The sequence below is a fragment of the Streptomyces brasiliensis genome, from assembly GCF_014647875.1.
Taxonomy (GTDB): Bacteria; Actinomycetota; Actinomycetes; order Streptomycetales; family Streptomycetaceae; genus Streptomyces; species Streptomyces brasiliensis.
The window spans coordinates 124140-147684 of the sequence record NZ_BMQA01000016.1 but is presented as its reverse complement, the minus strand read 5'-3'; the positions used below and the strand labels follow the sequence as shown (position 1 = coordinate 147684).

General features: G+C 71.6%; 21 protein-coding genes. 7 read left to right on the top strand and 14 right to left on the bottom strand.

Annotation, left to right across the window (positions count from 1 at the left end; all coding sequences use genetic code 11):
- Window positions 1–50: 50 nt before the first annotated feature.
- Entirely contained in the window at window positions 51–932 is an 882-nt protein-coding gene (gene purU, locus IEZ19_RS24240; protein ID WP_189313388.1) for a formyltetrahydrofolate deformylase, read from the bottom strand.
- Between the two features lie 45 nt (window positions 933–977).
- Window positions 978–1478, bottom strand: a complete 501-nt coding sequence (locus tag IEZ19_RS24235) for an SCO4402 family protein (protein ID WP_189313387.1) — start codon at window positions 1476–1478, stop codon at window positions 978–980.
- A 117-nt stretch (window positions 1479–1595) separates the two neighbouring features.
- On the opposite strand from IEZ19_RS24235, the gene IEZ19_RS24230 reads away from it, so the two are divergent.
- A complete protein-coding gene (locus IEZ19_RS24230; RefSeq protein ID WP_189313386.1) occupies window positions 1596–2900 on the top strand; it encodes an ABC transporter substrate-binding protein in 1305 nt (434 codons plus the stop codon).
- Between the two features lie 33 nt (window positions 2901–2933).
- Here the strand turns inward: IEZ19_RS24230 and IEZ19_RS24225 are convergent, their stop codons facing one another.
- Together IEZ19_RS24225 and IEZ19_RS24220 are read right to left on the bottom strand one after the other, a co-directional pair.
- Window positions 2934–4538, bottom strand: a complete 1605-nt coding sequence (locus IEZ19_RS24225) for a hypothetical protein (RefSeq protein ID WP_189313385.1) — start codon at window positions 4536–4538, stop codon at window positions 2934–2936.
- A 201-nt stretch (window positions 4539–4739) separates the two neighbouring features.
- Window positions 4740–6125, bottom strand: coding sequence for an NsdA family TPR-like regulatory protein (locus IEZ19_RS24220; protein ID WP_189313384.1), 1386 nt, complete (start codon window positions 6123–6125; stop codon window positions 4740–4742).
- A gap of 273 nt (window positions 6126–6398) precedes the next feature.
- Between IEZ19_RS24220 and IEZ19_RS24215 the strand changes: the two genes are divergently transcribed.
- The 3 genes from IEZ19_RS24215 to IEZ19_RS24205 all read left to right on the top strand — a co-directional run bounded on the left by IEZ19_RS24215 (window position 6399) and on the right by IEZ19_RS24205 (window position 9548).
- Window positions 6399–7052 (top strand): bifunctional DNA primase/polymerase, encoded by a 654-nt coding sequence (locus IEZ19_RS24215; RefSeq protein ID WP_189313383.1) that lies wholly within the window; start codon window positions 6399–6401, stop codon window positions 7050–7052.
- 118 nt (window positions 7053–7170) lie between these two features.
- Complete coding sequence (locus tag IEZ19_RS24210; RefSeq protein ID WP_189313382.1) at window positions 7171–7962, top strand: ABC transporter ATP-binding protein; 792 nt, start codon at window positions 7171–7173, stop codon at window positions 7960–7962.
- Window positions 7959–9548 carry a transporter gene (locus IEZ19_RS24205; protein ID WP_189313381.1) on the top strand — a complete coding sequence of 530 codons (1590 nt, stop codon included), beginning with the start codon at window positions 7959–7961 and terminating at the stop codon, window positions 9546–9548. Before IEZ19_RS24210 ends, IEZ19_RS24205 begins: the two co-directional genes overlap by 4 nt.
- Before the next feature lie 45 nt (window positions 9549–9593).
- On the opposite strand, the gene IEZ19_RS24200 is transcribed toward IEZ19_RS24205, so the two are convergent.
- Together IEZ19_RS24200 and IEZ19_RS24195 are read right to left on the bottom strand one after the other, a co-directional pair.
- Window positions 9594–10448 (bottom strand): alpha/beta fold hydrolase, encoded by an 855-nt coding sequence (locus IEZ19_RS24200; RefSeq protein ID WP_189313380.1) that lies wholly within the window; start codon window positions 10446–10448, stop codon window positions 9594–9596.
- 473 nt (window positions 10449–10921) lie between these two features.
- Window positions 10922–11614: an iron-dependent transcriptional repressor DtxR gene (locus IEZ19_RS24195; RefSeq protein ID WP_189313379.1), complete on the bottom strand. Its 693-nt coding sequence runs from the start codon at window positions 11612–11614 to the stop codon at window positions 10922–10924.
- Between the two features lie 173 nt (window positions 11615–11787).
- On the opposite strand from IEZ19_RS24195, the gene IEZ19_RS24190 reads away from it, so the two are divergent.
- Complete coding sequence (locus IEZ19_RS24190) at window positions 11788–11958, top strand: hypothetical protein (RefSeq protein ID WP_189313378.1); 171 nt, start codon at window positions 11788–11790, stop codon at window positions 11956–11958.
- A gap of 103 nt (window positions 11959–12061) precedes the next feature.
- A complete protein-coding gene (locus tag IEZ19_RS24185) occupies window positions 12062–12817 on the top strand; it encodes an SIS domain-containing protein (RefSeq protein WP_189313377.1) in 756 nt (251 codons plus the stop codon).
- 231 nt (window positions 12818–13048) lie between these two features.
- On the opposite strand, the gene IEZ19_RS24180 is transcribed toward IEZ19_RS24185, so the two are convergent.
- From IEZ19_RS24180 to pdxH, 3 genes are all read right to left on the bottom strand, one after another.
- The gene (locus IEZ19_RS24180; protein ID WP_189313376.1) at window positions 13049–14473 is read right to left on the bottom strand and encodes a PAS domain-containing protein; all 1425 of its coding nucleotides are present in this window, start codon (window positions 14471–14473) and stop codon (window positions 13049–13051) included.
- Window positions 14474–14617: 144 nt separating this feature from the next.
- Window positions 14618–15067, bottom strand: coding sequence for a GNAT family N-acetyltransferase (locus IEZ19_RS24175; RefSeq protein ID WP_189313375.1), 450 nt, complete (start codon window positions 15065–15067; stop codon window positions 14618–14620).
- Between the two features lie 335 nt (window positions 15068–15402).
- Window positions 15403–16038, bottom strand: coding sequence for a pyridoxamine 5'-phosphate oxidase (gene pdxH, locus IEZ19_RS24170; RefSeq protein WP_189313419.1), 636 nt, complete (start codon window positions 16036–16038; stop codon window positions 15403–15405).
- Between the two features lie 288 nt (window positions 16039–16326).
- On the opposite strand from pdxH, the gene IEZ19_RS24165 reads away from it, so the two are divergent.
- Complete coding sequence (locus IEZ19_RS24165) at window positions 16327–17427, top strand: citrate synthase 2 (RefSeq protein ID WP_189313374.1); 1101 nt, start codon at window positions 16327–16329, stop codon at window positions 17425–17427.
- A gap of 136 nt (window positions 17428–17563) precedes the next feature.
- Here the strand turns inward: IEZ19_RS24165 and IEZ19_RS24160 are convergent, their stop codons facing one another.
- Genes IEZ19_RS24160 through IEZ19_RS24140 form a run of 5 tightly spaced genes read right to left on the bottom strand, consistent with a single transcriptional unit; the run spans window position 17564 to window position 23540 of the window.
- Window positions 17564–18178, bottom strand: coding sequence for a TetR/AcrR family transcriptional regulator (locus tag IEZ19_RS24160; RefSeq protein WP_189313373.1), 615 nt, complete (start codon window positions 18176–18178; stop codon window positions 17564–17566).
- Window position 18179: 1 nt separating this feature from the next.
- On the bottom strand, window positions 18180–18914 hold the full coding sequence (locus IEZ19_RS24155; protein ID WP_189313372.1) for an enoyl-CoA hydratase family protein: 735 nt from the start codon (window positions 18912–18914) through the stop codon (window positions 18180–18182).
- On the bottom strand, window positions 18911–20476 hold the full coding sequence (locus IEZ19_RS24150) for a 4-coumarate--CoA ligase family protein (protein ID WP_189313371.1): 1566 nt from the start codon (window positions 20474–20476) through the stop codon (window positions 18911–18913). The genes IEZ19_RS24155 and IEZ19_RS24150 overlap by 4 nt, the downstream gene beginning before the upstream one ends.
- A gap of 38 nt (window positions 20477–20514) precedes the next feature.
- Window positions 20515–21675: an acyl-CoA dehydrogenase family protein gene (locus IEZ19_RS24145; RefSeq protein WP_189313370.1), complete on the bottom strand. Its 1161-nt coding sequence runs from the start codon at window positions 21673–21675 to the stop codon at window positions 20515–20517.
- A gap of 8 nt (window positions 21676–21683) precedes the next feature.
- Window positions 21684–23540 (bottom strand): acetyl/propionyl/methylcrotonyl-CoA carboxylase subunit alpha, encoded by a 1857-nt coding sequence (locus tag IEZ19_RS24140; protein WP_189313369.1) that lies wholly within the window; start codon window positions 23538–23540, stop codon window positions 21684–21686.
- Window positions 23541–23545: the final 5 nt, after the last annotated feature.

The following is a 23545-nucleotide window of genomic DNA, read 5'->3' as shown; positions in this document are numbered from 1 at the left end:
CGCGCCCCTCAGGCAGGTCGACTGCACCTGCTCAAGACCGCACCGAGCTCCTACGCGAACACCACAGTCCGGCGCCCGTTGAGAAGAATCCGTCGCTCGGCATGCCACTTGACCGCCCGCGCCAGCGCCTGGCACTCGACGTCCCTGCCGATGGCAACCAGCTGGTCCGGCGTCACATCGTGGCCCACCCGCTCGACCTCCTGCTCGATGATCGGCCCCTCGTCGAGGTCCGCCGTCACGTAGTGCGCCGTCGCACCGATGAGCTTCACACCCCGTGCGTGCGCCTGGTGGTACGGCTTCGCGCCCTTGAAGCTCGGCAGGAACGAGTGGTGGATGTTGATGATCCGGCCGCTGAGCTGCTTGCACAGGTCGTCCGAGATGACCTGCATGTAGCGGGCGAGGACGACCAGCTCGACCTTCTCCTCGCGAAGGATCTCGAGCAGCCGTGCCTCGGCCTGCGCCTTGGTGTCCTTCGTCACCGGGATGTGGTGGAAGGGAATGTGGTACGACTCCACCAGCTCGGCGAATTCCGTGTGGTTGGAGACCACCGCCGCGATCTCCACCGGCAGCGCGCCGATCCGGGCGCGGAACAGCAGGTCGTTGAGGCAGTGCCCGAACTTGCTCACCATCAGGACGATCCGCATCGTCTCGTCGGCCCGGTTGATCTGCCACTCCATCTGGAAGGAGTCGCCGATCGCCGCGAAGCTCGCCCGCAGCTTGTCCAGGGTCACCGGCGCCTCCGCCGAGAAGTGGACGCGCATGAAGAACAGTCCCGTGTCGTGGTCGCCGAACTGCTGGCTGTCCTCGATGTTGCACCCGGTCATGAACAGGTAGCTGGACACGGCGTGCACGATGCCGTGCCGGTCGGGACAGGTGACGGTGAGGACGTACTGGTCGGCCAGGGTCACGGCGGGGGCGGACTGCTCGTTCATCAGGACAGGGTCCCACACCGGCCCTGGCGTGCGGGGCGACGTCCGCTACGCGGACCGCGTCATGATGCGCAGCACCTCGAGGGTCCGCGGCGACGCGTCCGGGTCCTCACCGTCGCTCGCCGCCATACGGACGTGCGCGTCGCGCGCCGCCCGCACCGCCTCGGGCCAGGCGTGGTTCTCGAGGTAGGTCTGGACCGGCGCGTCCGGGCCCACCTGATGCATGATCCGCAGCACCCTCAGCACCGCCGTGTCGACGAGCGCCGCCTCCTGCGAGTCGCGGAAGATCGTGCCGACGTACTTCTCGGCGGACCAGTTGTCCAGCCAGGTGTCCTCCACGAGCCGGTAGACGGCGTCGGTGACGTCGCCGTACCCGTCGACGCCTGCCAGCCAGACGTCCCGCTGGAACACCGGGTCGGAGAGCATGTGCAGCGCGGAGCGCACATTGCTGCGCCAGCGCCACCACGGCATGTCGTTGAGTGGCATGCCGCCCATGGTGGAGGAGCGACGGCCGCGACGGGAAGAGTTCTCCGAACCTTGCACGGTCATCGATCGTACGTTCTCCACCCCTGGCGTCTCACCGCCCCCCGCAATTCACCTGCAGGTCACCTGTCGTTGACTGAGGGTCACCCAGAGGTTAGCTATGTGACGGAATCGTGCATGTCTATGACCGGCAGGCGACGCATCACCAGTACCATCCTTCACTTTTCCAGAAGGCCCGCCAGAGCGACAGCGTTGACCGCGGGCGCACTGGTGGCCGCTGCGTCGCTCATCGCCGGCTGCGGGGTGATCCCCGGCACCGGAGGCGCGGACGACACGATCAAGGTGATGACCTGGGCGCCGTCGAACACGAACGCCACCGACAAGCCGGGCATGCCGGCCATGGCCGCTGCCTATGCCAAGTGGATCAACAAGAACGGCGGCATCAACGGCCGCAAGCTCCGGGTCCTGACCTGCAACGACCACAACGACAGCGTGGGCGCGGCCAAGTGCGCCCGGCGCGCGGCCAGCGAGGACGTCGTCGCGGTGGTCGGCTCCTACAGCCAGTTCGGCGACTCCTACTTCGCCCCGCTCGAGGGCGCCGGAATCCCGTACATAGGCGGGTACGGCGTGACGAACGAGGAGTTCACCAGTACTACGTCCTACCCGGTCAACGGCGGCCAGCCCGCCCTGCTGGCCGGTCTCGGCAAGGCGCTCGCCGGCAACTGCGGCCCGGTCACCCTGATACGCCCCGACAGCATCGCCGGCGACGAGCTGCCCGCGCTGATCGACTCGGGCCTGACCGCCGGAGGACACGCGGAGGCCGTCGACCAGCTCGCCGCCGAGGACGCCACCGAGTACTCCGAGCAGGCCGACCGGGCTCTGCAGGACGCGACCAAGGACCCCTACAAGCAGGGGTGCGTCGTTCCCGCACTCGGCGACAGCACCAACATCTTCATGGACTCCTTCCGGCGCACCCGCGACGGCTACCCGAAGGTGCGCACGGCGACCGTGCTGGGCAGCGTCGACCAGACGACGATCAACACGACGGGCGGCGCGAGCGGGCCCTACGAGGGGTCGTACATCACCGGCTGGTACCCGGTGGCCTCCGACTCCCGCTGGAACCCGATGAAGAAGGTCATCAACGAGGAGGCCTTCGGCGACAACCGCATCGACCCCGCGGACGCCGGAGTGCAGACCACGTGGATCGCGTACACCGTCCTGAAGGCGGTCCTGGAGAAGATCGGCGACGGTGAGGTGTCCGCGCGCGCCGTGCGGCAGACCCTCGACGACGGCTTCAAGGTCACCACGGGCGGGCTCACGCCGACCCTGCAGTGGCCCTACCAGGGCAGGCTCGCCGCGGTCGGCTTCTCCCGGCTGGTCAACGCGGACGTGACCCTCCAGGTCGTGAAGCAGGGCCAGCTGGTCTCGGCCAAGAACGGCGGGCTCGTGAACGTGACGAAGACCCTGGAGAACGCGAACATCGACTAGCCGGTCCGCGCTCTCCTCACCGAAGAGCCGGGCTCACAGCTGGGTCGGCTGGCGCTGAGTCAGGCCGTACTTCCTGGCGATCGCGTTCCACAGGCCGGCCGCCCTGGTCTTCTCGGCGCTGGCCGTGTAGCTCGCCTTGTCGCCCGCCTGGCTCTGGCCGGTGTGGCGGGCCTGGCCCTTGTGGCAGCCGTGATGGCCGCCCGTCTGGTCGGCCCAGGCGGCGTAGTGGCTGTCGGCCGAGGCGGACGCCTGCCACGCCTTGGTGAGCGAGGCCTTCAGCGCGGCGTTGTCCGGCAGCTTGTCGACGGGCAGCTGCGACAGGCTGGTGACCAGGCCATTGCGCTGCTTGGCCGCGGCACGCAGGTCGGCGGCGGCGCCGGACAGGTTGTTGCAGCCCTTCACGTCGGCCACGGCCCCGATCACCGAGGCACGGCTGCTGCCGCTGTCGGCGAGCAGCTTGTCAAGTGCGACGGCCTGCGCCTTGGCGGGATCGGCCGCCGGGGACTGCGACTGCTGCTCGCTCGCGGGCGCCGAGGCGGCGACGTTCTTGCTGCCGTTGTCCTGGCCGTCACCGCCGCCTCCGCTCAGCATGGCGCCGGCGCCGACTCCGAGGACGACGATGCCGATACCCACGGCGGCGATCAGCGGCACTCGCGAGCCGCTGCGCCCGCCGCCGTCCGCGCCGCGTCTGCCACCGCCGGGCGGCTGGGTGTACGACGGCTGCGGCGTGCCCTGGTAGGGAGCTTGCGGCTGCTCGAAGCGTGGCATCTGCTGGGTGGACGCGGTGGCGCCTTCTGCGCCGGAGCCGTCGCGGAAGAGGTTGTCGAACTCGGCGGGCGGCTGCCGGTCCCCGCCGTACCCGCCCGGCACCGGGGCGATGTACTGCGTGGCCTCGGCGTCGGGGTTCGGTGCGGCGGGCTGCGGCACCCGGCCGAGGAATCTGGTCTCCTCACCGCCGGCCTCGGGCGGCAGGGCCCCGGGCGCCACCGGCGGTATGTACTGCGTCGCCCCCTCGTCCACGGGCGCGGCGGCGACGGGCGGTATGTACTGCGTCGCTCCTTCGTCCACGGCGCCCGCGGGGGCCGCGGCGACGGGCGGGAGGTAGGTGGTCGCGTTGTCGACGGCAGGCGGCAGCGGCGCACCGGCGCCGGGCGCGTAGGCGTCCGGGGCGGCGGGCGGCAGGGGCACAGCGTACGCCTGGCCGCTCTGCTGGTACGGCTGCTGATGCGCGTCCGCCTGACCGTGATCGGTGTAACCACTGGTGCCGTATGCCTGGTGCTGCGGGGCCGGAGCGCCGTACGACGATGCCGAGGGGTCCTCGGGAGGCAACGGGCCCGCGCCGGACGTGTTCTGCGCGTGCCACGCGTCGGGCTGCTGCGGGTGCTGCGGGGTCGCGCCCCACTGGTCCCCGGTCGCCGGGGCCCAGTCCTGGCCGGACTGGGGTGCCTGCTGCTCGGGGCCCCACGGCTGCCCCCAGGCCTGGCCGCCGGTCGGCGCCGCGGCCGGGGGCTGGGCGGCCGGGGCGGCCGGCAACGGGGCGGCGGATCCGCTCGTCATGCCCGGCAGCAGGGGCTCGCCGCCGTCGGAGGGCAGCACGATGCCTTCGCGCGCTGGCTCGCCCTGTCCACTCTGCGTCACCGGGACTCCTACGAATGGGGGACCTTCGGAATCATCGGCCCACGCTACCGGGTCCCCCGAGCCAGGTGCCACGCCGCACAGGGCGTGATCTTCTGCCCTGTGACAGCAGTAACAAAACCACCCCGTGCGGCGCTGTTAATGTCACCTCCCGCGCACCGGCGGCACGTTTCCCGCGCGTTCACGCACTCATCGAGCCTGCGTTCACGCGGCCTGCCGGAGGTCGAGGCGCGCCCCGAACTCACGCACGACCGGCTCCTCGCGATACGGCTCCAGCCGCTGCTGGAAGTCGTCCAGGTACTCGGCGCCGCGGTTGGAGCGGAGCTTCTCCAGCAGCTCCACCGCCTTCAGACCCGTGTGGCAGGCCTGCTCGATCTCGCGCTGCTGGACCTGGGCCGTGGCGAGGAGCACATAGCCGATGGCCCGTCGCCGCGCCCGCGTCTCGGGGTGACCGGCCAGCGACTGCTCCGCCGCCCTCGCCGCCGCCTCGGCCTGTCCCAGGTCGCGGTGGCAGTGCGCCAACTCGTCGGCCAGATAGGCCTCGTCGAAGTGCGCGATCCACGCCGGGTCGTCCCCGGAGACCGCGTCGGCGCCCTCCATGGCCGTGATCGCCCGCCCGGACGCCACCTCGGCCGCCCGCACGTCCCCGAGCAGGGCGTGCCCGCGCGCCTCGGCCGCGAAGAACATCGCCTCCGCGCGCGGCGTCACCCGCCCGCGCGCCCCCTCCTGCGCCGCCCGCGCCAGCTGCGCGATCTCCCGCGGGTTTCCGAGCTGCGCGGCGAGATGGCTCATGGACGCGGCGAGGACGTAACCGCCGTACCCGCGGTCGCCCGCCGCCTGCGCGAGGCGCAGCGACTGGATGTAGTACCGCTGGGCGAGGCCGGGTTGACCGGTGTCGACGGCCATGTACCCGGCGAGTTCGGTCAGCCGGGCCACCGCGGCGAACAAGTCGCGGCCCACCGCCTCCCGGTAGGAGCCGGCCAGGAGCCCGGAGACCACGCTGTTGAGGTAGTGCACGACGACCGGGCGCACATGCCCGCTGCCGTACTGGTGGTCCAGGTCGGTCAGCGCCTGCGTCATCGCGCGCACGGCCGCCACGTCGGACTGCCCCACCCGAGGCCCCGCCTGCCGCGCCACCTGCGGGTCCGGCGCCGAGATCAGCCAGTCACGGCTGGGCTCGACGAGCGCGGACGCGGCGACGGACGAACCGGACAGGAAGTCCCGCCGCCCCACGTCGCTGCGCCACAGCTCGCAGACCTGCTCGATGGCCCCCAGTACCGTCGGCGAGAACTGGAGACCCACCCCCGAGGCGAGGTTCTTGCCGTTGGCCATCCCGATCTCGTCGATCGTGACCGTGCGGCCGAGCTTCCGGCCCAGCGCCTCGGCGATGATCGCCGGCGCGCGCCCCCTCGGTTGCTGACCGCGCAACCAGCGGGCCACGGACGTCTTGTCGTAGCGCAGGTCGAGTCCGTGCTCGGCGCCGCACATGTTGACGCGGCGGGCGAGCCCGGCGTTCGAGCAACCTGCCTCCTGGATGAGCGCCTGCAACCGTTCGTTCGGCTGCCGCGCGACGAGAGGCCTTGCCGCCATGAGCGCTACCCCCTGCGAATCCCTGATGCGAACTGATCCGGCCCTGAAGATCCTTGAAGATCAATGCCCCGCTGCCGGGACAACAATGCGGCACATGTGAGGATTGCCGGGGTAAAGGCTGATGCCGACCCCCCTCCTGGCTACCCACCTCCCGCCCGCTTCCCCCCGCGCGCCCCCACCCGTGCACCCATGCGCCCCAAGTGCGGAATCGATGCCCCTCCCCCGCGCGCGCTACGGCCGTAACTCCAGGTGAGCGCGGGAGTTGAGTGGAGCGTGGAAGAGACGATCGCGGGCACCGAAGCCGCTCAGATCCCGAAGCAGCGCGGGGATTCCCTGCTCGAGACCGCTGTTCGCTACGCCGGGGAACGTCACTGGGACGTGTTCCCCGGCACCTGGCTGGAAGCCGTGGAAGGGGGGCACCGCTGCTCGTGCGGAGACGCCCGCTGCGCCGCACCCGGCGCGCACCCGGCGCGCGCGGACTGGGCGGCCCAGGCGACAGGCAGCGCGACCGTCGCCCGGCGGATGTGGCAGAAGCAGCCCAGGGCGTCGATCCTGCTGCCGACGGGGCGGTCGTTCGACGCGCTGTCCGTCCCGGAGTCGGCCGGGTTCCTCGCTCTGGCCCGTACTGAGCGGATGGAGCTGACGCTGGGGCCGGTGACGCTCACGCCTGACCGTCGGATGCACTTCATCGTGGCGCCCGGGGCGTCGGTGAAGGTGCCGGACCTTGTGCGGTGGCTCGGCTGGTCGCCGGGCTCACTGGATCTCGTGGGGCTGGGTGAGGGGACGTATGTGGCTGCGCCGCCCACGCGGATCGGGTCCCAGGGGGCGGTGCAGTGGGTCCGCCGACCGACCGCGGTGAATCGGTGGTTGCCGGATGCGGAGGAACTGGTGTCTTCGCTCGCCTATGCGTGCGGGCGGGATCGGTAGCCGTTCGCCTGCTCGTCCGCATGGTTTCGGTTCCCACGGCGCGTGCGGGTCAGGTGTGGCTCGTCGCGCAGTTCCCCGCGCCCCTTTCGGGACGCTTGTTCCACCGTAGGGTTCTCCCATGACGGAGCTTGTGGGTGTTGATACCGCCGCCGTTCGGGTGCGCGGGCTGTGGAAGCGGTTCGGGCAGCAGGTCGCTGTTGCCGGGATCGATCTCGAGTTGCCCGCGGGGAAATTCATCGGGCTCGTCGGGCCCAACGGGGCCGGGAAGACCACCACCCTCTCCATGGTGACCGGGCTGCTGCGGCCCGATCAGGGGTCCGTCGAGGTCGTGGGGCACGACGTGTGGCGGGACCCCGTTGCGGTCAAGGCGCGCATCGGGGTGCTGCCCGAGGGGCTCCGGCTGTTCGAGCGGCTTTCCGGACGCGAACTCCTCGCCTACTCCGGGCGGTTGCGCGGGCTGCCGGGGGCCGAGGTGGACAAGCGGGCCACGCAGCTGCTCGAGGTGCTCGACCTGGCCGGCGCCCAGCACAAGCTCGTCGTCGACTACTCGACCGGCATGCGCAAGAAGATCGGGCTGGCGGCCGCGCTCCTCCACAATCCCGAAGTCCTGTTCCTGGACGAGCCCTTCGAGGGCGTCGACCCGGTCTCCGCGCAGACCATCCGCGGTGTCCTCGAGCGGTTCACGGCGTCCGGCGCGACCGTCGTCTTCTCCTCCCACGTGATGGAACTCGTGGAGTCGCTGTGCGACTGGGTCGCCGTGCTGGCCGCGGGCCGCATCCGTGCGACCGGCCCGCTGGCCGAGGTGCGCGGGACGCACACCACCCTCCAGGGGGCGTTCCTGGAACTCGTGGGCGCACAGGGGCGCGACGCCGGGGCCGATCTGGACTGGCTGGGCGGCGGGGCCCGATGACGAACGTCACCCCCACCGTCGTACGGCTGAAGCTGTCCCTGCTGCGCAACGGGCTGCGGCAGTCCGGCGGGCGGCGGGCCGCGTTCGTCGCGTCGGCCGTCATCGCCCTGCTCTTCGCCGCGTCGCAGCTGCTCGGCCTGATCGCGCTGCGCGGCCACGCCCACATCGACGCCGTCGCCGTCATCGGCACGGCCGTGCTTGCGCTCGGCTGGGCGGTGATGCCGCTGTTCTTCCCGAGCGGCGACGAGACCCTCGACCCCACCCGGCTCGTCATGCTGCCGCTGCGCCCCCGCCCCCTGGTACGGGCCCTGCTCGCGGCCTCACTGGTCGGTATCGGGCCGCTGTTCACGCTGCTCCTGCTGCTCGGCTGCGTCCTGTCGGTCGCGCACGACGCGGCGGCCTACGTCACCGCCGCCGTCGCTGTCGTCCTCGCCCTGCTGGTCTGCGTGGCGCTCGCGCGGGCCGTGGCCGCGGCCAACGTACGGCTGCTGACCAGCCGCAAGGGCCGCGACCTGGCCGTGCTCAGCGGTCTGGTCATCGCGATCGGGGCGCAGCTGGTCAACTTCGGCGCGCAGCGCCTCGGTGCGGCCGGACTCGGCCAGCTCGCCCCCGTGGCCGATGTGCTGCGCTGGCTGCCGCCCGCGTCGGCGGTGGGCGCGGTGCACTCGGTGAGCGAGGGGTCGTACGGCATGGCGACCGCCCAACTGCTGCTCACCGCGGGCGCGTTGGTGCTGCTGGTGGCGGTGTGGGCACGCAGCCTGACCCAGCTGATGACCTCGCCGGACGGTTCCACGCTCCAGGCCGCCGAACCCTCGGGCGTGCGCGGCCGCTCGTCGACCGGACTCGGCCGGCTCCTCCCCGCCGGCCGCACCGGCACGGTCATGGAACGCTCCCTGCGCTACGTCTGGCGCGACCCCAAGACCAAGGCCGCCTGGGTGACGTCGCTGGCGATCGGGCTGATCGTGCCGGTGTTCAACGCGATCCGGGGCACCGGCTCCCTCTACTTCGCGTGCTTCGCCTCGGGGATGCTCGGCATCCAGATGTACAACCAGTTCGGGCAGGACACGTCCGCCTTCTGGACGGTGGCCATGACCATCTCCTCGGCCCGGGACGCCTACGTCGAACTCCGGGGCCGCGCGCTCGCGCTCCTGGTGATCACGCTGCCGTACGCCACGCTGGTGACCGTCCTGACGACGGCCATGCTCGGCGACTGGCCACGGCTCCCCGACGTCCTCGGCCTGTCCTTCGCCCTCCTCGGCGCGATGCTCGCGACCGGCGCGTGGACCTCGGCCCGCTTCCCCTACTCCATCCCCCAGGAGGGCTACAAGAACGTGGCCCCCGGCCAGGCGGGCCTCGCCTGGATCGCGATCTTCGGCGGCATGGTGGCGGCGGCCCTCCTGTGCGCCCCGGTCATCGCCCTGACGATCTGGCTGAACGTGAGCGCGAACGGCGACGCATGGACCTGGCTCCTGTTCCCGGTGGGCGCGGCCTACGGCGCGACGATCACGTACCTGGGCCTACGCATGGCAGCGCCCCGCACGGCGGCCCACGTCCCGGAGATCCTCACGGCGGTGAGCAAGGGGTAGGGGAAACGACGCTCCGCCGCGAGTGCGCGACAAGCCACCACGAACTCACGCCCCCAGCCCCTGGAGAAACGGCTCGACAACACCCCGCCAAGCCTCCGGCTGGTCATAGTGGACAAGGTGCCCCGCATCAACCACCTCGGCATACTCGCCGAACGGCAGCACCCGCACCATCTCCTGCGCCTCGGCCCGCCCCAGCTCCCCGTCAAGACCCCGTACGACGAGCGAAGGGCACCGCACCTGCGCCAGTTCCTCCCAGTGCGCGTCGAACACCCACGTCTCCCGTGACTTGAGCATCTGCTCCGGCTCGAAGACGGGACGCCAGCCGTCGGGAGACTCGTGCATGACCTCGGCGTAGAACTCGCCGCGGGCGGGGTTGGGCCGCTCGACCCACGGGTCGTCCTCGCCGAACCACTTGCGTACGTCCGCGAGCGTGGCGAAGGGGACGGGCCAGGACTTGAACCAGTCGGCCCACTCGCGCTGCGACGCCGCGCCGAGGGCGGACGCCCGCATGTCGCTGATGACCAGGCCGCGCACCAGGTCGGGGCGGGCCGCGGCGAGCTGCCACGCGGTCAGCGCGCCCATGGCGTGGCCGACGAGGACGGCTGGCGCGAGGCCGAGCTGTTCGATCGCGGCGGCCGCGTCCTCGACGTACGCCTCACGTGTGTACGCGGCCTGCGGGGGCTTGTCGCTCTGGCCGTGGCCGCGCTGGTCGAGGGCGACCGCCCGGTACCGCTCGGAGAGCCAGCGGGCGGTGGACGCCCAGTGCGAGGCGCGGCCCATCAGGCCGTGCAGTAACAACACCCCGGGATCCTTCTCCGGGTCCGTCTTGGGAGGGTCGGCGAACTCCCAGGCGGCGAGGCTCACGCCGCCCGCTCCCACCACGTCGATGCGCCGTGCCATGGGCCTGGCACCCCCCCTAGCTCCGCTCGGACCGTACCGCTGTGTCCTGCCGTCGTACCGCTGCGTTGCCGTTGATCCGACCCCAGATTATCGAACTCACATTCGAAAATACTCTTTCCGTGGCCAACACCCCTCGTTCGTGTGACCCCGGACCAGGAATGATCGTCGGCGTCGAGGGGAGTTCTTACGCGAGAGGCGGACCGCTCGGGGAAAACGGTCCGCGGGGGATGACCCTGGGAGCTCGGGGCTCCGGGTCAGCACAGGGGAGGACAGGCCCCGGCGCCGTAAGGCGCCGGGGCCATCCACATGTCTGCGGCACATACTCCCCGCCCCCTCAGGTCATATGCCTCTCGCGACAGCGTCGCACGCAAAACGTCGAAGCGCTGCGATTCGGCACACTGGATCTTGGATTCGACGCGTCCGGCCGGGAGCCCCAACTGCCACTGAAGTCCCGTAAGTTGACGAGGAGCCGGTCAGCGCTTGGCGACGAACACATGGGAGGCGACGTCCGCCTCCAGCTCGGCCGCCTCGCCGCCGCTGCCCACGAGCACACCGCCCGCCGACTCCGTGACGCTCACCACCGAACCGGGCTGCACGCCGGCCCGGCGCAGCGTGTACATCAGCTGCGCGTCCGTCTGGATGGGCTCGCCGATCCGGCGGACGACGACCGTCTTGCCGTCGGACCCCGGGTCCAGGTCGGTCAGCGACACCATGCCCTCGTCGAGGAACGGGTCCGCGCCGTCCTTCTCGCCCAGCTCCTCCAGGCCCGGGATCGGGTTGCCGTACGGCGACTCGGTCGGGTGCCGCAGCAGCTCGAGGACCCGCCGCTCGACGGCCTCGCTCATCACGTGCTCCCAGCGGCACGCCTCCGCGTGCACCTGCTCCCACTCCAGGCCGATCACATCGACGAGCAGGCACTCCGCCAGACGGTGCTTGCGCATCACGCGCGTGGCCAGGCGGCGGCCCTCGTCGGTCAGCTCCAGATGCCGGTCGGTCGCCACCGACACGAGCCCGTCGCGCTCCATGCGCGCCACCGTCTGGCTCACCGTCGGCCCGCTCTGGTCCAGCCGCTCGGCGATGCGGGCGCGCATGGGGACCACGCCTTCCTCTTCGAGCTCGAGGATGGTGCGGAGATACATCTCCGTGGTGTCGATCAGTCCGGACATACGTGCCCCTCGATTACCTCTGCCGGAAGCTCGCCGCTTCGGCGTGCGCTGGCCCTGGATTCAATTCTGCCGGATACCACCGACAACCGTGCCGCGCCGCCGAAACCGCGGGGTTACGATGCCGCGCACATCGCCCGGCTGCCGGTCGGACGATCACACGCGAGGGGGAACTCATGGCGGACTACGCCACGCATACCGCCCAGGCCGCGGAGCACCTGGAATCGGTGGAGCGTTCGAGGGGGCGGCTGAGCGACGACCAGCGGATCGCGATGGCCGAGGTCGAGGCGCTCCTCGCGCTCGCCACCGCGATCAACGGCCGGCGCGGGGACGTGACCGGCCACTGAGGCCCGGGCGCCGACACGCCGGCGCCCCACTTCCCGTATTGACAGCGCACTGGTCCAGACCGCACGGTGATCCGCGACACAGACGTTGCGAAGGGGGAACCGTATGAGCGACGGGACGCCGGCCGACCAGTTCTTCGACGCCGCCATCGGGCTGCTGCAACGAGTGCGCGACGAGGAGTCCGCGACCATCACGGCGGCCGGAACGCTTCTCGCCGACACCGTGGCGGCGGGCGGGCGGCTGTTCGCCTTCGGCGCCGGGCACTCGTCGCTCGCCGCGCAGGACATCGTGTACCGCGCGGGTGGTCTCGCCCTGATGAACCTGCTCGCCGTCCCCGGTGTCGTCGGCGTGGACGTCGTCCCGGCGACGCTGGGCTCCGCCCTCGAACGCGTCGAAGGGCTCGCCGGTGCCGTCCTGGACACCTCGCCGCTGCGGGCCGGCGACGCCCTGGTGATCATCTCGCTGTCCGGGCGCAACGCCCTGCCCGTGGAGATGGCCATGAACGCCCGCACGCTCGGCCTCAAGGTCATCGGCGTGACGTCGGTGGCGTACGCCTCGGAGACGTCGTCCCGGCATGTCTCGGGGACGTATCTCAAGGACCACTGCGACGTCGTCCTCGACTCGAAGATCGCGATCGGCGACGCGGAGCTGACGCTGGACACGATCCCGGCGCCGTTCGCTCCCGCGTCCACGGTGGTGACCACGGCGCTCCTCCAGGCGGTGATGGCCACGACGGCCGCGACCCTGGCCGACCGCGGCATCGAACCCCCGCTCCTGCGCTCGGGCAACGTCGACGGGGGCCATGAGTGGAACGACCGCATCATGAACGACTACCGGGACCGGATCTTCTACCGCCGCTAGTGCTGTGGCCGGGAAGGTTTGCCGGGAAGCTCGCGGCGTCCGGTGCGGTGCATCGCAAGGCGGAGCGTCACCCGCGTACTGGATGTACTCGGGTGAGGCGACAACGCCGCGAGGTGCCGTGCCGGGCGTCGCGAGCCGGCCGGTCACAGCACTAGACGGTCACGGCCACCCCACGGCTGCGTGCGAGCGGAACCCACCCCCGCCCAGCACCGGCACCGGGCGCCGGACCCACTACGGCCGTTCCCCCACCGCCCCCGCCAGATCCAACGCGGAAGCGATCCGTACCGCCACATCCTCCGCATACGTCGCATCCGGACGCTCGAACCGGCTCCGCCCCGCCCCCCGCAGAAACGTCACCACCCCCAGCGTCCGCCCCCGGCTCCGCAGCACCGCGCACAGCGCGTGTACCGAGTCCGCGGGCCACTGGCGGGACAGCGCCCACGTCCGAGCGCGCTCCCCCGACACGTTCCCCGCGTCCGCCCGTACCGAGCCGGCCCGGTCGACGCACGTCAGGGCGGGGTGGCCTTCCTCGTATCGCACCGGCAGCCCCGCCGCCCCCGTGAGCAGACTCGGTCCCGGTGCCCCGGCCGGCGTCGCGGCGACCCGCACCAGCCGTACGGGGCCCTCCGCCCCGTCGGTCAGCGAGCCCCCCGCCACCCGGTCGATCAGCGCGTGGTCGGCGAAGCCGGCGAGCGCGAAGTCCAGGTGGACCGTGACCGCCTCCGCCGGGTCCTCGCACTCGGCCGCCGCCCGCGCCGCCCGGTGCAACTGGTTGGCGCGGAAGCGCATCAGCGCCGCCTCCTGCTCGCCCTGCTTGGCCTCGGTCACGTCCAGGAACAGCCAGCCGACCCCGAGCGGCACCGGTTCCTCGGCCAGCGGCGAGGCCAGCCGCACGAAGCCGCTGCGCCAGCAACGCCGCTTCTCGCCCTCGGGCGTGCGCACGCTCACCCACATCTCGGCGGGCGCGGGCGGCGCGCCCTCGGCCAGTACGTGTGTGAGCGCGCTCTCCAGCTCCTCGACACCCTGGGCCAGCAGCTCACCGAGCGGCCGCCCCAGCACGGACGTACGCCCGACGCCCAGCGCCCGCGCCGCATGCGCGTTGACGACGGCGGGCCGGAGGTCCGCGTCGACCAGGACGACGCCCCACGATGCGTCCTCGAACAACGCCTCGCTCAGCGCTATGGACCGCTCGAGGTCGATCTGTGCGTGCACCTCGCTGAAGGCGCAGTACACCCCCGCGGGCTTCCCGTCCGGCCCGCGCACGGCGGCCGACTGGGTCCGTACGAGAACCCGCCCTCCGTCCTTCGTGACCAGCGCGAACTCATGCACCTGCCGCACCGGGGCGTGCATGGCGGACAGCAGCCGCGCCTCGACCTCCTGGGCGTCCGCACGTCGTACGGCCCACCCGGCGAACCCGTGTCGCCCCACGGCCTCGGCGGCGGTCCAGCCCAGGATGCGTTCCGCCTCCCGGTTCCAGTGCGTGACGACACCGTCCGCGTCGAAGGCGCACAGGGCGGCGTCCATGCCGTCCAGCAGCGCGGCGAGCAGAACGGAGCCGCCCGCCTCCTCCGGACCGGCCGAGGCCGAACCGCCGGCCCGCTCGGGCTCGTCCGGCCCCAGCTCGTCGGTGGTCCCACTACGCCTGGAAGCACTCACCTGGACCCCCTGCAGGCTGCGTCCGCGTGTAAGGCGCGAAGGTTCACTCACTGCCCTTCATTCAACTCGAACGTGACACAGCACACACTCAGTTCCCGCAAGATTGAAGGAATCGTTGTACGACGCCGCCGCGCTCGCCCTGCATCAAGCGCCGTACGCCAGCCTGAGGTCGACCCAGAGATCGCTCTCCCCGTCCAGCACATACCGTTCGGCCTCGACGAACCCCCGCTTCAGCGCGAAGCTCAGCCCGTCCTCGTTGGCCGCCAGCCCACACGTCTCGACGACGTCGGCGCCGAGCACGCGCGCGTGGGCGAGGCAGTGCTCGTACAGCTCGGCGCCGTACCCCCGCCGCCGGTGTGCGGGCAGCACGCGCGCGATCACGGTCGCCGCCCCGTCCTCCGCCCGCGGCGGCCGCACGGTGGAGCAGCCGACGAGGACGTCCCCGGCATAGGCGTTCTCCAGCCGGTACCGCCCGCGTCGCTCCCGTGCCTCACCCGGGGACATGGCCGCGGGCGGCACCACCACGTTGTGCACGTGCCGCCACTGTTCGAGCATGTCGTCGCCGTCCACGGCCACGATCCGGAGACCAGTCATGCACGGAACGTTAGGTGGGGGAGGCCGTTCCGCCAACTTCTCCAAAAAACAGTTGAGCCCGCCCCCAGCAGCTTCTTAGGGTGGGTTCCACGTGAGAAAGGAGGTGGTCGGTTAAATGAGTGAAAACCGGACGCGCGAGGTGGCTGCGGGCTAGCGGCCCGCCACCACACACAGTGCGGTGCCGGACCAGCGTGTGTCAGTTGCACGCGGCCGGCCTAATCCAACGCAGTCACCCGACCCGCGAGCTCGCCGGTACGTCCGGCCGGCTCCCCCGCCGCAAGGCGGAGGGACCAGAGCTCGCGGGTCGTCTGCGTTCACGGGGCGAGCGAGGCCCTTCACGGGTTGAGGCGCTCCACCCGCCAGGTGCCGTCCGGCTCGGCTACGTATCGCAGGCGGTCGTGGAGGCGGTTCTCGCGGCCCTGCCAGAACTCGACCGTCTCCGGCGCCACGCGGAAGCCGCCCCAGTGCGGCGGTACCGGCACCTGTTCGCCCTCGGGGTAGCGCGCGTTCAGCTCGGCGTAGTGCGCGTCGAGTTCCGCGCGCGTGGTCACCGTCGACTGGGCGCTGGCCCAGGCGCCGAGCTGGGAGCCGTGCGGGCGGGTGCGGAAGTAGGCGGCCGTCTCGTCGCGGCCGGTGCGGCGGGCGATGCCGGTGACGACCACCTGGCGGGCGATGGGGTGCCACGGGAAGAGCAGCGAGACGTACGGGTTCCCGGCCAGCTCGCGGGCCTTGCGGGACTCGTAGTTCGTGTAGAAGACGAAGCCCTGCTCGTCGTACTGCTTCATCAGGACCGTTCGCGAGCTGGGACGTCCCTCCGGGTCCGCCGTGGCGACGACCATCGCGTTCGGTTCGTAGAGCGTGCCGTGCGCCGCGGCCAGGGCGGCGTGCTCGAACCAGTGCCTGAACTGGTCCATCGGGTGCGCGGCCAGGTCGTTCTCGTCGAAGCCCTCCACCCGGTAGTGCTTGCGCATGGCGGCCGGGTCGAGGATGGGGTCGAGGTCGGTCACGCGGTCATCTTGCCGTATGCGTGTGAGGCTCGCGCGTACGGCCGCGTGTGGCACTCAGTGCCGCGCACACTCCCCAAAGATGGCACCCGGAGATATGGTGCTGATGCCCTTACGGTCGGGGTGACCACCGGCCGATCGGGGCATCACCGGGGTGACCGTCGTGGACCGCGAGTCCTGAGAGTGACCGTGGAATCGCGGCGGGCCCGCACCCGCGTCCGGCATTTCGCCGCACTCATCATTAGGAGCCGCCTGATGTCCGACTTCGTACCCGGGCTCGAGGGAGTCGTCGCGTTCGAGACGGAGATCGCCGAACCGGACAAGGAGGGCGGGGCCCTGCGGTACCGGGGCGTCGACATCGAGGAGCTGGTCGGCCACGTCTCGTTCGGCAATGTGTGGGGGCTGCTCGTCGACGGCGCCTTCAATCCCGGCCTGCCGCCCGCCGAGCCGTTCCCGATCCCCGTCCACTCCGGTGACATCCGGGTGGACGTCCAGTCCGCGCTCGCCATGCTCGCCCCGGTGTGGGGCCTGAAACCGCTCCTCGACATCGACGAGGAGGAGGCCCGCGACGACCTGGCGCGCGCGGCCGTCATGGCGCTGTCGTACGTCGCCCAGTCCGCGCGCGGGCAGGGCCTGCCGATGGTGCCGCAGCGGGAGATCGACAAGGCGAACTCCGTCGTCGAGCGGTTCATGATCCGGTGGCGCGGCGAGCCGGACCCCAAGCACGTCGCCGCCGTGGACGCCTACTGGACGTCCGCCGCCGAGCACGGCATGAACGCGTCCACGTTCACCGCCCGGGTGATCGCCTCGACCGGCGCGGATGTCGCCGCCGCCCTGTCCGGTGCCGTCGGTGCGATGTCCGGGCCGCTGCACGGCGGTGCGCCCTCCCGTGTGCTCGGGATGATCGAGGAGATCGAGCGGACCGGGGACGCGGAGGGGTACGTCAAGCAGGCCCTGGACCGGGGCGAGCGGCTGATGGGCTTCGGGCACCGGGTGTACCGCGCCGAGGACCCGCGGGCGCGAGTGCTGCGGCGTACGGCACGGGAGTTGGGGGCGCCGCGGTTCGAGATCGCGGAGGCGTTGGAGAAGGCGGCGCTGGAGGAGCTGCACGACCGTCGGCCGGATCGGGTGCTCGCCACCAACGTGGAGTTCTGGGCCGCGATCATGCTGGACTTCGCCGAGGTGCCGGCGCAGATGTTCACGTCGATGTTCACGTGTGCGCGTACGGCTGGGTGGTCGGCGCACATTCTCGAGCAGAAGCGGACGGGTCGCTTGGTGCGGCCTTCAGCTCGGTACGTGGGGCCTGGGGTACGCAGTCCTCGCGAGGTCGAAGGGTACGCAGATATCGCCCAGTAGAGGGGTGTCTTGGGGGCGCGGGCGACTGCGGTGCGTTGTGGCTCGTCGCACCCACGCGGCGGAGCCGCACATCGGCACAGCCCCGCCCCCCCTGAAAACACGGGTGCTTCGCGCCCTGTTTCCATAAGGAGTCCCCTCAGCCCAGCGCGCTCTCCAGCAGCGTCGCCCACTGCGCGACCACGCGCTCGCGGCGGGCCCTGTCGTCCGTGAGGAGGTTGGCGAGGCCCAGGCCGCGGGCCAGGTCGAGGAAGCCCTGGACCGTTTCCCGGGCTCCCGGGCGGGACTCGTCGGCGCCGAGGAGCTCGACCGCTATCCGGTGGGTTTCGCGGCCCACGCGGGCCTCCAGCTCGGTGACCCGGGGCCGCAGCTGGTCCTCGTTGGACGCGGCCACCCACAGGTGCAGGGCCGCGCGGAACAGCGGGCCGGTGAAGAGGTCGACCAGGGCCGAGACGACCGCGCGGCGGTCGGCGGGGCCGTCCGGGAACAGGGCGCGCAGGGCCGTGGAGCGTTCCTCGGCGACGTACTCGACGGCCGCGGTGAACAGGTCCTCACGGGTGCGGAAGTGGTGCTGGGCGGCGCCGCGGGAGACGCCGGCGCGTTCCGCGACGACGGAGACCGTGGAGCCCGCCCAGCCGTGCTCGGCGAGGCAGGCCACGGCGGCCTCCAGGAGCCGCTGCCGGGTGGCCCGGCTGCGGTCCTGCTTGGGGACGCGCTCCACGCGCTCCACTGCCGTCGGAGTCACAGCACCCATGTCACAGCACCCATGTGGGATCCCGTCGTTCCAGGAAGGCCGTCATCCCCTCCCGGGCCTGGGCGGAGTCGAACAGCCGGGCCGAGAGCGCGGTCAGGTCGGCCGCGTCCCGGTCCAAGGTCTCCAGCACCCTAGCCGTGAGCAGCGCCTTCGTCTCGGCCAGCCCCTGGGGCGAGGATCTGCGCAGACCGTCCAGGATCGGGGAGAGTGCCTCGTCGACGTCGTCCCCGGCGAGGGTCAGCAGGCCGATGCGGGCGGCCTCCACCGCGTCGAGGCGTTCGCCGGTGAGGTAGTAGCGGGCTACTGCGCGTGGGTCGGTGCGGGGCAGCACCGGCATCGAGATCACCGCCGGCGCCACCCCGATCCGCACCTCGGTGAACGCGAAGGTGGCCTCCGTGGACGCGGCAGCGATGTCGCAGGCGGCGAGCAGGCCGAGGCCGCCCGCGCGGACGTGTCCGGTGACCCGGGCCACGACGGGTTTGTGCAGCTCGACGATCTGCCGCAGCAGCTGGACGAGTGCGTCGGGGTGGGGCGGGTCGCGCAGGTCGGCGCCCGCGCAGAAGGTGTTGCCGGTGTGGGTGAGGACGATCGCGCGGACGCCCGGGTCCTTGGCGCAGTCGGTGAGGGCGTCGGCGAGTCCGGCCACGAGCGCGGCCGAGAGGGCGTTGCGGGTGCCGGTCGCGTCGAGGCTGAGGGTCTCGATGCCACGCGCGCGTGCGCGTCCGATCAGGGTCACGCCCGCCCCCGCAGCCGGCGGCGCAGGATCTTCCCGGACGCGGCGCGGGGCACGCCGTCGGTGAAGGTGACCTGGCGGACGCGCTTGTACGGCGCGACGCGCTCGGCGACGTACGTCATGACCTCGTCCTCGGTGAGGCCGTCGGCCGTGGGCTGGCGGACGACATAGGCGTGCGGGACCTCGTTGTGGTCGTCGTTGTACACGCCGATGACGGCCGCGTCGGCGATGCCCGGGTGGGTGAGCAGCAGCGCCTCCAGCTCGGCGGGCGCGACCTGGAAGCCCTTGTACTTGATGAGTTCCTTGACCCGGTCGACGACGAACAGCCAGCCGTCGGCGTCGACGTGTCCGACGTCCCCGGTGTGCAGCCAGCCCTCCGCGTCGATCATCGCGTCGGTGGCTTCGGGGCGGCCCAGGTAGCCCTTCATGACCTGGGGGCCGCGGATGAGGATCTCGCCCGTCTCGCCGGGGCCGAGGTCCTTGCCGGGGTCGTCGAGGGAGACGATGCGCATCTCGGTGCCGGCGATGAGCTTGCCGACGGTGCCGGGCGGCGGGTCCATGGCGTCGAGGGGAACGACGTGGGTGCCGGGCGAGAGTTCGGTCATGCCGTAGGCCTGGCCGACCGGCGGCAGACCCAGGCGCTCGGAGCAGGCTGCGGCGAGCTGGGCGTCCAGGGGTGCGGCGGCGCTGAGGACGTACCGCAGGGACGACAGGTCGTAGCGGGCGACGGCCGGGTGCTTGGCGAGGGCGAGGACGATCGGCGGCGCGACGTACAGGCCGGTGATGCGGTGGGTCTCGATGGCCGCGAGGAACGTCTCCAGCTCGAAGCGGGGCAGGACGACGACGGTGGCGCCCTTCCTGAGGGGCGCGTTCATCAGAGCGGTCAGGCCGTAGATGTGGAAGAACGGCAGGACGGCGAGGATGCGGTCGCCGGGTCCGGCCGAGATCAGCGGTTCGAGCTGGGCCAGGTTGGTGGCGATCTGGCGGTGGGTGAGCATCACGCCCTTGGGGACGCCGGTGGTGCCGGAGGAGTACGGCAGCGCGGCGACGTCCTCGACCGGGTCGACGGGGACCTGCGGTTCGGGCGCGGTGGAGGCCACCATGTCGATCAGCGAACGGTGTCCGGGCGCGCTGTCGCACACGAATATCTCCCGTACACCCCCGGCGAGTTCGGCCGCCCTGCGGGCCGGTTCGAGCAGCGGGGAGACGGTGATGATCCAGCGGGCGCCGGAGTCGCGCAGCTGCTTGGCGAACTCCTCCGGCGTGGCGAGCGGGTGCACGGTGGTGACCGCGGCACCCGCGCGCGTGGCCGCGTAGAAGGCGGTCGGGAAGGCGACGGTGTTGGGGCTGTGCAGGGCCAGCACGTCGCCCTTGCCGACGCCGGCCTCGGCGAGGGCGGCGGCGATCCGCCGGTGGAACCGGTCCACCTGCGCGTACGTGAGAGTGGTGCCGTCGGTGCCGTCGATCAGTGCGGGGCGGTCGCCGTACTCGGCGGCATGGCCCAGGACGGCGTCGTGGATCGGCAGTTCGACGGGTGGGACGTCTGCGTACTCGCTCCGGAACATCGGTTCCTCCTCGCGCGCGGCGGGTGCAAGAGATCGGCTCAGTACGACTTGGGCAGGCCCAGGGACTGGTGGGAGACGTAGTTGAGAATCATCTCCCGGCTCACCGGCGCAATACGAGCCACGCGCGCGGCCGTTATCAGCGAGGCGAGACCGAACTCGCGGGTGAGCCCGTTGCCGCCGAGGGTGTGCACGGCCTGGTCGACCGCCCTCACACAGGCCTCGCCGGCCGCGTACTTGGCCATGTTGGCGGCCTCGCCTGCGCCGATGTCGTCCCCGGCGTCGTACAGATGGGCGGCCTTCTGCATCATCAGGCGGGCCAGTTCGAGGTCGATGTGCGCCTGCGCGAGGGGGTGCGCGATGGCCTGGTGGGCGCCGATGGGGGCCTTCCAGACGGTGCGGTCGCGGGCGTACTCGAGGGCCCGGGACAGCGCGTAGCGCCCCATTCCGATGGCGAACGCGGCCGTCATGATCCGCTCGGGGTTGAGCCCGGCGAACAGCTGCAGCAGTCCCGCGTCCTCGTCGCCTACAAGCGCGTCGGCCGGCAGCCGTACGTCGTCGAGTACCAGCTCGAACTGCTTCTCGGCGGCGTTGAGTTCCATGTCGATCTGCCGTCGCGAGAAGCCCTCGGCGTCGCGCGGGACGATGAACAGGCACGGCTTGAGCCGTCCGGTGCGGGCGTCCTCGGTACGGCCGACGATCAGCACGGCGTCGGCGATGTCGACACCGGAGATGAACACCTTGCGGCCGGTCAGCAGCCAGTCGGCGCCGTCCTTGCGCGCGGTGGTGGTGATGCGGTGCGAGTTGGAACCGGCGTCGGGCTCGGTGATGCCGAAGGCCATCAGACGGGTGCCGTCGGCGAGTCCGGGCAGCCAGGCGCGCTTCTGCTCCTCGGTGCCGAAACGGGAGATCACCGTGCCGCAGATCGCCGGGGAGACGACGAGCATGAGGAGCGGAGAGCCCGCCGCTCCCAACTCCTCAAGCACAATGGAGAGTTCTGCGACACCGCCGCCGCCGCCCCCGTACTCCTCGGGAAGGTTGACGCCCAGATAGCCGAGCTTGCCCGCGTCCGCCCAGAGTTCGGTGGGCGGGCGGCCCTCGGCGATGGTGCGCAGGATGTAGTCACGGCCGTAACGCTTGCCGAGGGCGGAGACGGCCTCGCGGAGTGCCTTGTGCTCGTCGGATTCGATGACGCTGGTCATGAGGGCTCCTAGGAACGGTTTTCCTGCACTACGGCGAGCAACATGCCCGGCTCGACCTGCTGGCCCGGCTTGACGTGCAGGGCGGTGAGCGTGCCGGTGGCCGGGGCGGTGATCTGGTGCTGCATCTTCATCGCCTCCAGCCAGATGAGCGGCCGGCCGGCCTCGACGAAGGCTCCGTCCGTCAGGCCTTCGGCGATACGGACGACCGTGCCGGGCATCGGGGCGAGCAGGGAGCCGGGGGCGAGCTGTGCGGCCGGATCTGGGAAGCGCGGCAGGGCGGTGAGGGCGGTCGCGTTGACGTACACCTGGTCGCCGTACCGCGCCACGTCGAACGTCCGCCGCACACCGTCCACTTCGAGTACGACGAGACGCCCGTCGGCGTGCACGACACGCACCCCGTCGGCGGCCAGGCCGTCCCTGGTGTGCCGGTAGCGGACCTCGTGTTCCTCACCCGCGCTCGCGTACCGCTTGACCTGCGGCTGCGACGGCAGGTTGCGCCAGCCGCCGAAGCGGGAGCGGCCGTGCGCGTCGGCGAGGGCGGCGGCCAGAGGGGCGTACGGGTCCGGGGCGGGCGCGGTGAGGCCGGCGAGGTGGCGGTCGTAGAAGCCCGTGTCCATGCGGGCCGCCGTGAACTCCTCGTGCCGCAGGGACCGCACGAGCAGATCCCGGTTCGTGACCGGGCCGTGCACCGCAGCCCGCTCCAGCGCGCCCGACAGCTTGCGGGCCGCCTCCGCGCGCGTGGGCGCGTGGGCGACCGCCTTGGCGAGCATCGGGTCGTAGTGGATGCCGATGTCGTCGCCGTCGGTGTAGCCGGTGTCGAGACGAACCCCGTCCGGTACGGCGAGCCGGTGCAGGGTGCCGGTCTGCGGGGCCCAGTCGCGGGCCGGGTCCTCGGCGTAGAGGCGGGCCTCGATCGCGTGGCCACGCGCGCGTGGCGGCTCCTTCTCGAGCGCGTGGCCTTCGGCGACGCGCAACTGGAGCGCGACCAGATCGACGCCGAACACGGCCTCCGTGACGGGGTGTTCGACCTGAAGACGGGTGTTCATCTCCAGGAAGTGGGCGGTGCCGTCGGAGACGAGGAACTCGACGGTGCCGGCGCCCACGTAGTCGACGGCACGGGCGGCGCGCTCGGCCATCTCGTACAGCTCGGAGGTGATTCGGGAATCGAGCCCCGGTGCGGGCGCCTCCTCGATCACCTTCTGGTGGCGGCGCTGGAGCGAGCAGTCACGGGTGCCGAGCGTCCACACGGTGCCGTGCGTGTCGGCGAGGACCTGCACCTCGACGTGCCTGCCGTGCGCGTCGCCGCCGAGGTATGGCTCGACGAACACCTCACCGTCCCCGAAGGCGCTCGCGGCCTCGGCCCGCGCGCCCTCCAGGGCGCCGTCGAGCTCCTCGAGCCGGCGCACGATCCGCATCCCGCGCCCGCCGCCGCCCGCGGCCGCCTTCACGAGCACCGGCAGATCGGCCCCGGTGACCTCGCCGAGCGGTGCGATCCCCATCAGCTCCTTGGCGCGCGTCTTGGACGCCATGGCCTCGATGGCCTCCGGGGGCGGCCCGATCCACACCAGTCCGGCGTCGAGGACGGCACGAGCGAAGCCGGCGTTCTCCGACAGGAACCCGTAGCCGGGATGCACGGCGTCCGCACCCGCGACGACGGCCGCCTTCACGATCAGATCACCGCGCAGATACGTCTCGGCGGGCGTCGCACCCGGCAGCCGTACCGCCGTGTCGGCCACGCGCGTGTGGAGGGCGTTCTCGTCGGCGTCCGAGTACACGGCGACCGTCCGGATTCCCAACTCACCACAGGTGCGGAAGATCCGGCAGGCGATCTCGCCGCGGTTGGCGACGAGCAGGGTCGACATCATGAGCC

Bases quoted from the DNA above. Each gene is read 5' to 3' on its own strand.
- IEZ19_RS24160 (WP_189313373.1), bottom strand. From the start codon at position 18,178: ATGGGTGCTGTGACTCCGACGGCAGTGGAGCGCGTGGAGCGCGTCCCC.
- IEZ19_RS24200 (WP_189313380.1), bottom strand. From the start codon at position 10,448: ATGGCACGGCGCATCGACGTGGTGGGAGCGGGCGGCGTGAGCCTCGCC.
- IEZ19_RS24185 (WP_189313377.1), top strand. From the start codon at position 12,062: ATGAGCGACGGGACGCCGGCCGACCAGTTCTTCGACGCCGCCATCGGG.
- IEZ19_RS24150 (WP_189313371.1), bottom strand. From the start codon at position 20,476: ATGTTCCGGAGCGAGTACGCAGACGTCCCACCCGTCGAACTGCCGATC.
- IEZ19_RS24165 (WP_189313374.1), top strand. From the start codon at position 16,327: ATGTCCGACTTCGTACCCGGGCTCGAGGGAGTCGTCGCGTTCGAGACG.
- IEZ19_RS24190 (WP_189313378.1), top strand. From the start codon at position 11,788: ATGGCGGACTACGCCACGCATACCGCCCAGGCCGCGGAGCACCTGGAA.
- purU (WP_189313388.1), bottom strand. From the start codon at position 932: ATGAACGAGCAGTCCGCCCCCGCCGTGACCCTGGCCGACCAGTACGTC.
- IEZ19_RS24195 (WP_189313379.1), bottom strand. From the start codon at position 11,614: ATGTCCGGACTGATCGACACCACGGAGATGTATCTCCGCACCATCCTC.
- pdxH (WP_189313419.1), bottom strand. From the start codon at position 16,038: ATGCGCAAGCACTACCGGGTGGAGGGCTTCGACGAGAACGACCTGGCC.
- IEZ19_RS24235 (WP_189313387.1), bottom strand. From the start codon at position 1,478: ATGACCGTGCAAGGTTCGGAGAACTCTTCCCGTCGCGGCCGTCGCTCC.
- IEZ19_RS24145 (WP_189313370.1), bottom strand. From the start codon at position 21,675: ATGACCAGCGTCATCGAATCCGACGAGCACAAGGCACTCCGCGAGGCC.
- IEZ19_RS24140 (WP_189313369.1), bottom strand. From the start codon at position 23,540: ATGATGTCGACCCTGCTCGTCGCCAACCGCGGCGAGATCGCCTGCCGG.
- IEZ19_RS24230 (WP_189313386.1), top strand. From the start codon at position 1,596: ATGACCGGCAGGCGACGCATCACCAGTACCATCCTTCACTTTTCCAGA.
- IEZ19_RS24210 (WP_189313382.1), top strand. From the start codon at position 7,171: ATGACGGAGCTTGTGGGTGTTGATACCGCCGCCGTTCGGGTGCGCGGG.
- IEZ19_RS24220 (WP_189313384.1), bottom strand. From the start codon at position 6,125: ATGGCGGCAAGGCCTCTCGTCGCGCGGCAGCCGAACGAACGGTTGCAG.
- IEZ19_RS24205 (WP_189313381.1), top strand. From the start codon at position 7,959: ATGACGAACGTCACCCCCACCGTCGTACGGCTGAAGCTGTCCCTGCTG.
- IEZ19_RS24175 (WP_189313375.1), bottom strand. From the start codon at position 15,067: ATGACTGGTCTCCGGATCGTGGCCGTGGACGGCGACGACATGCTCGAA.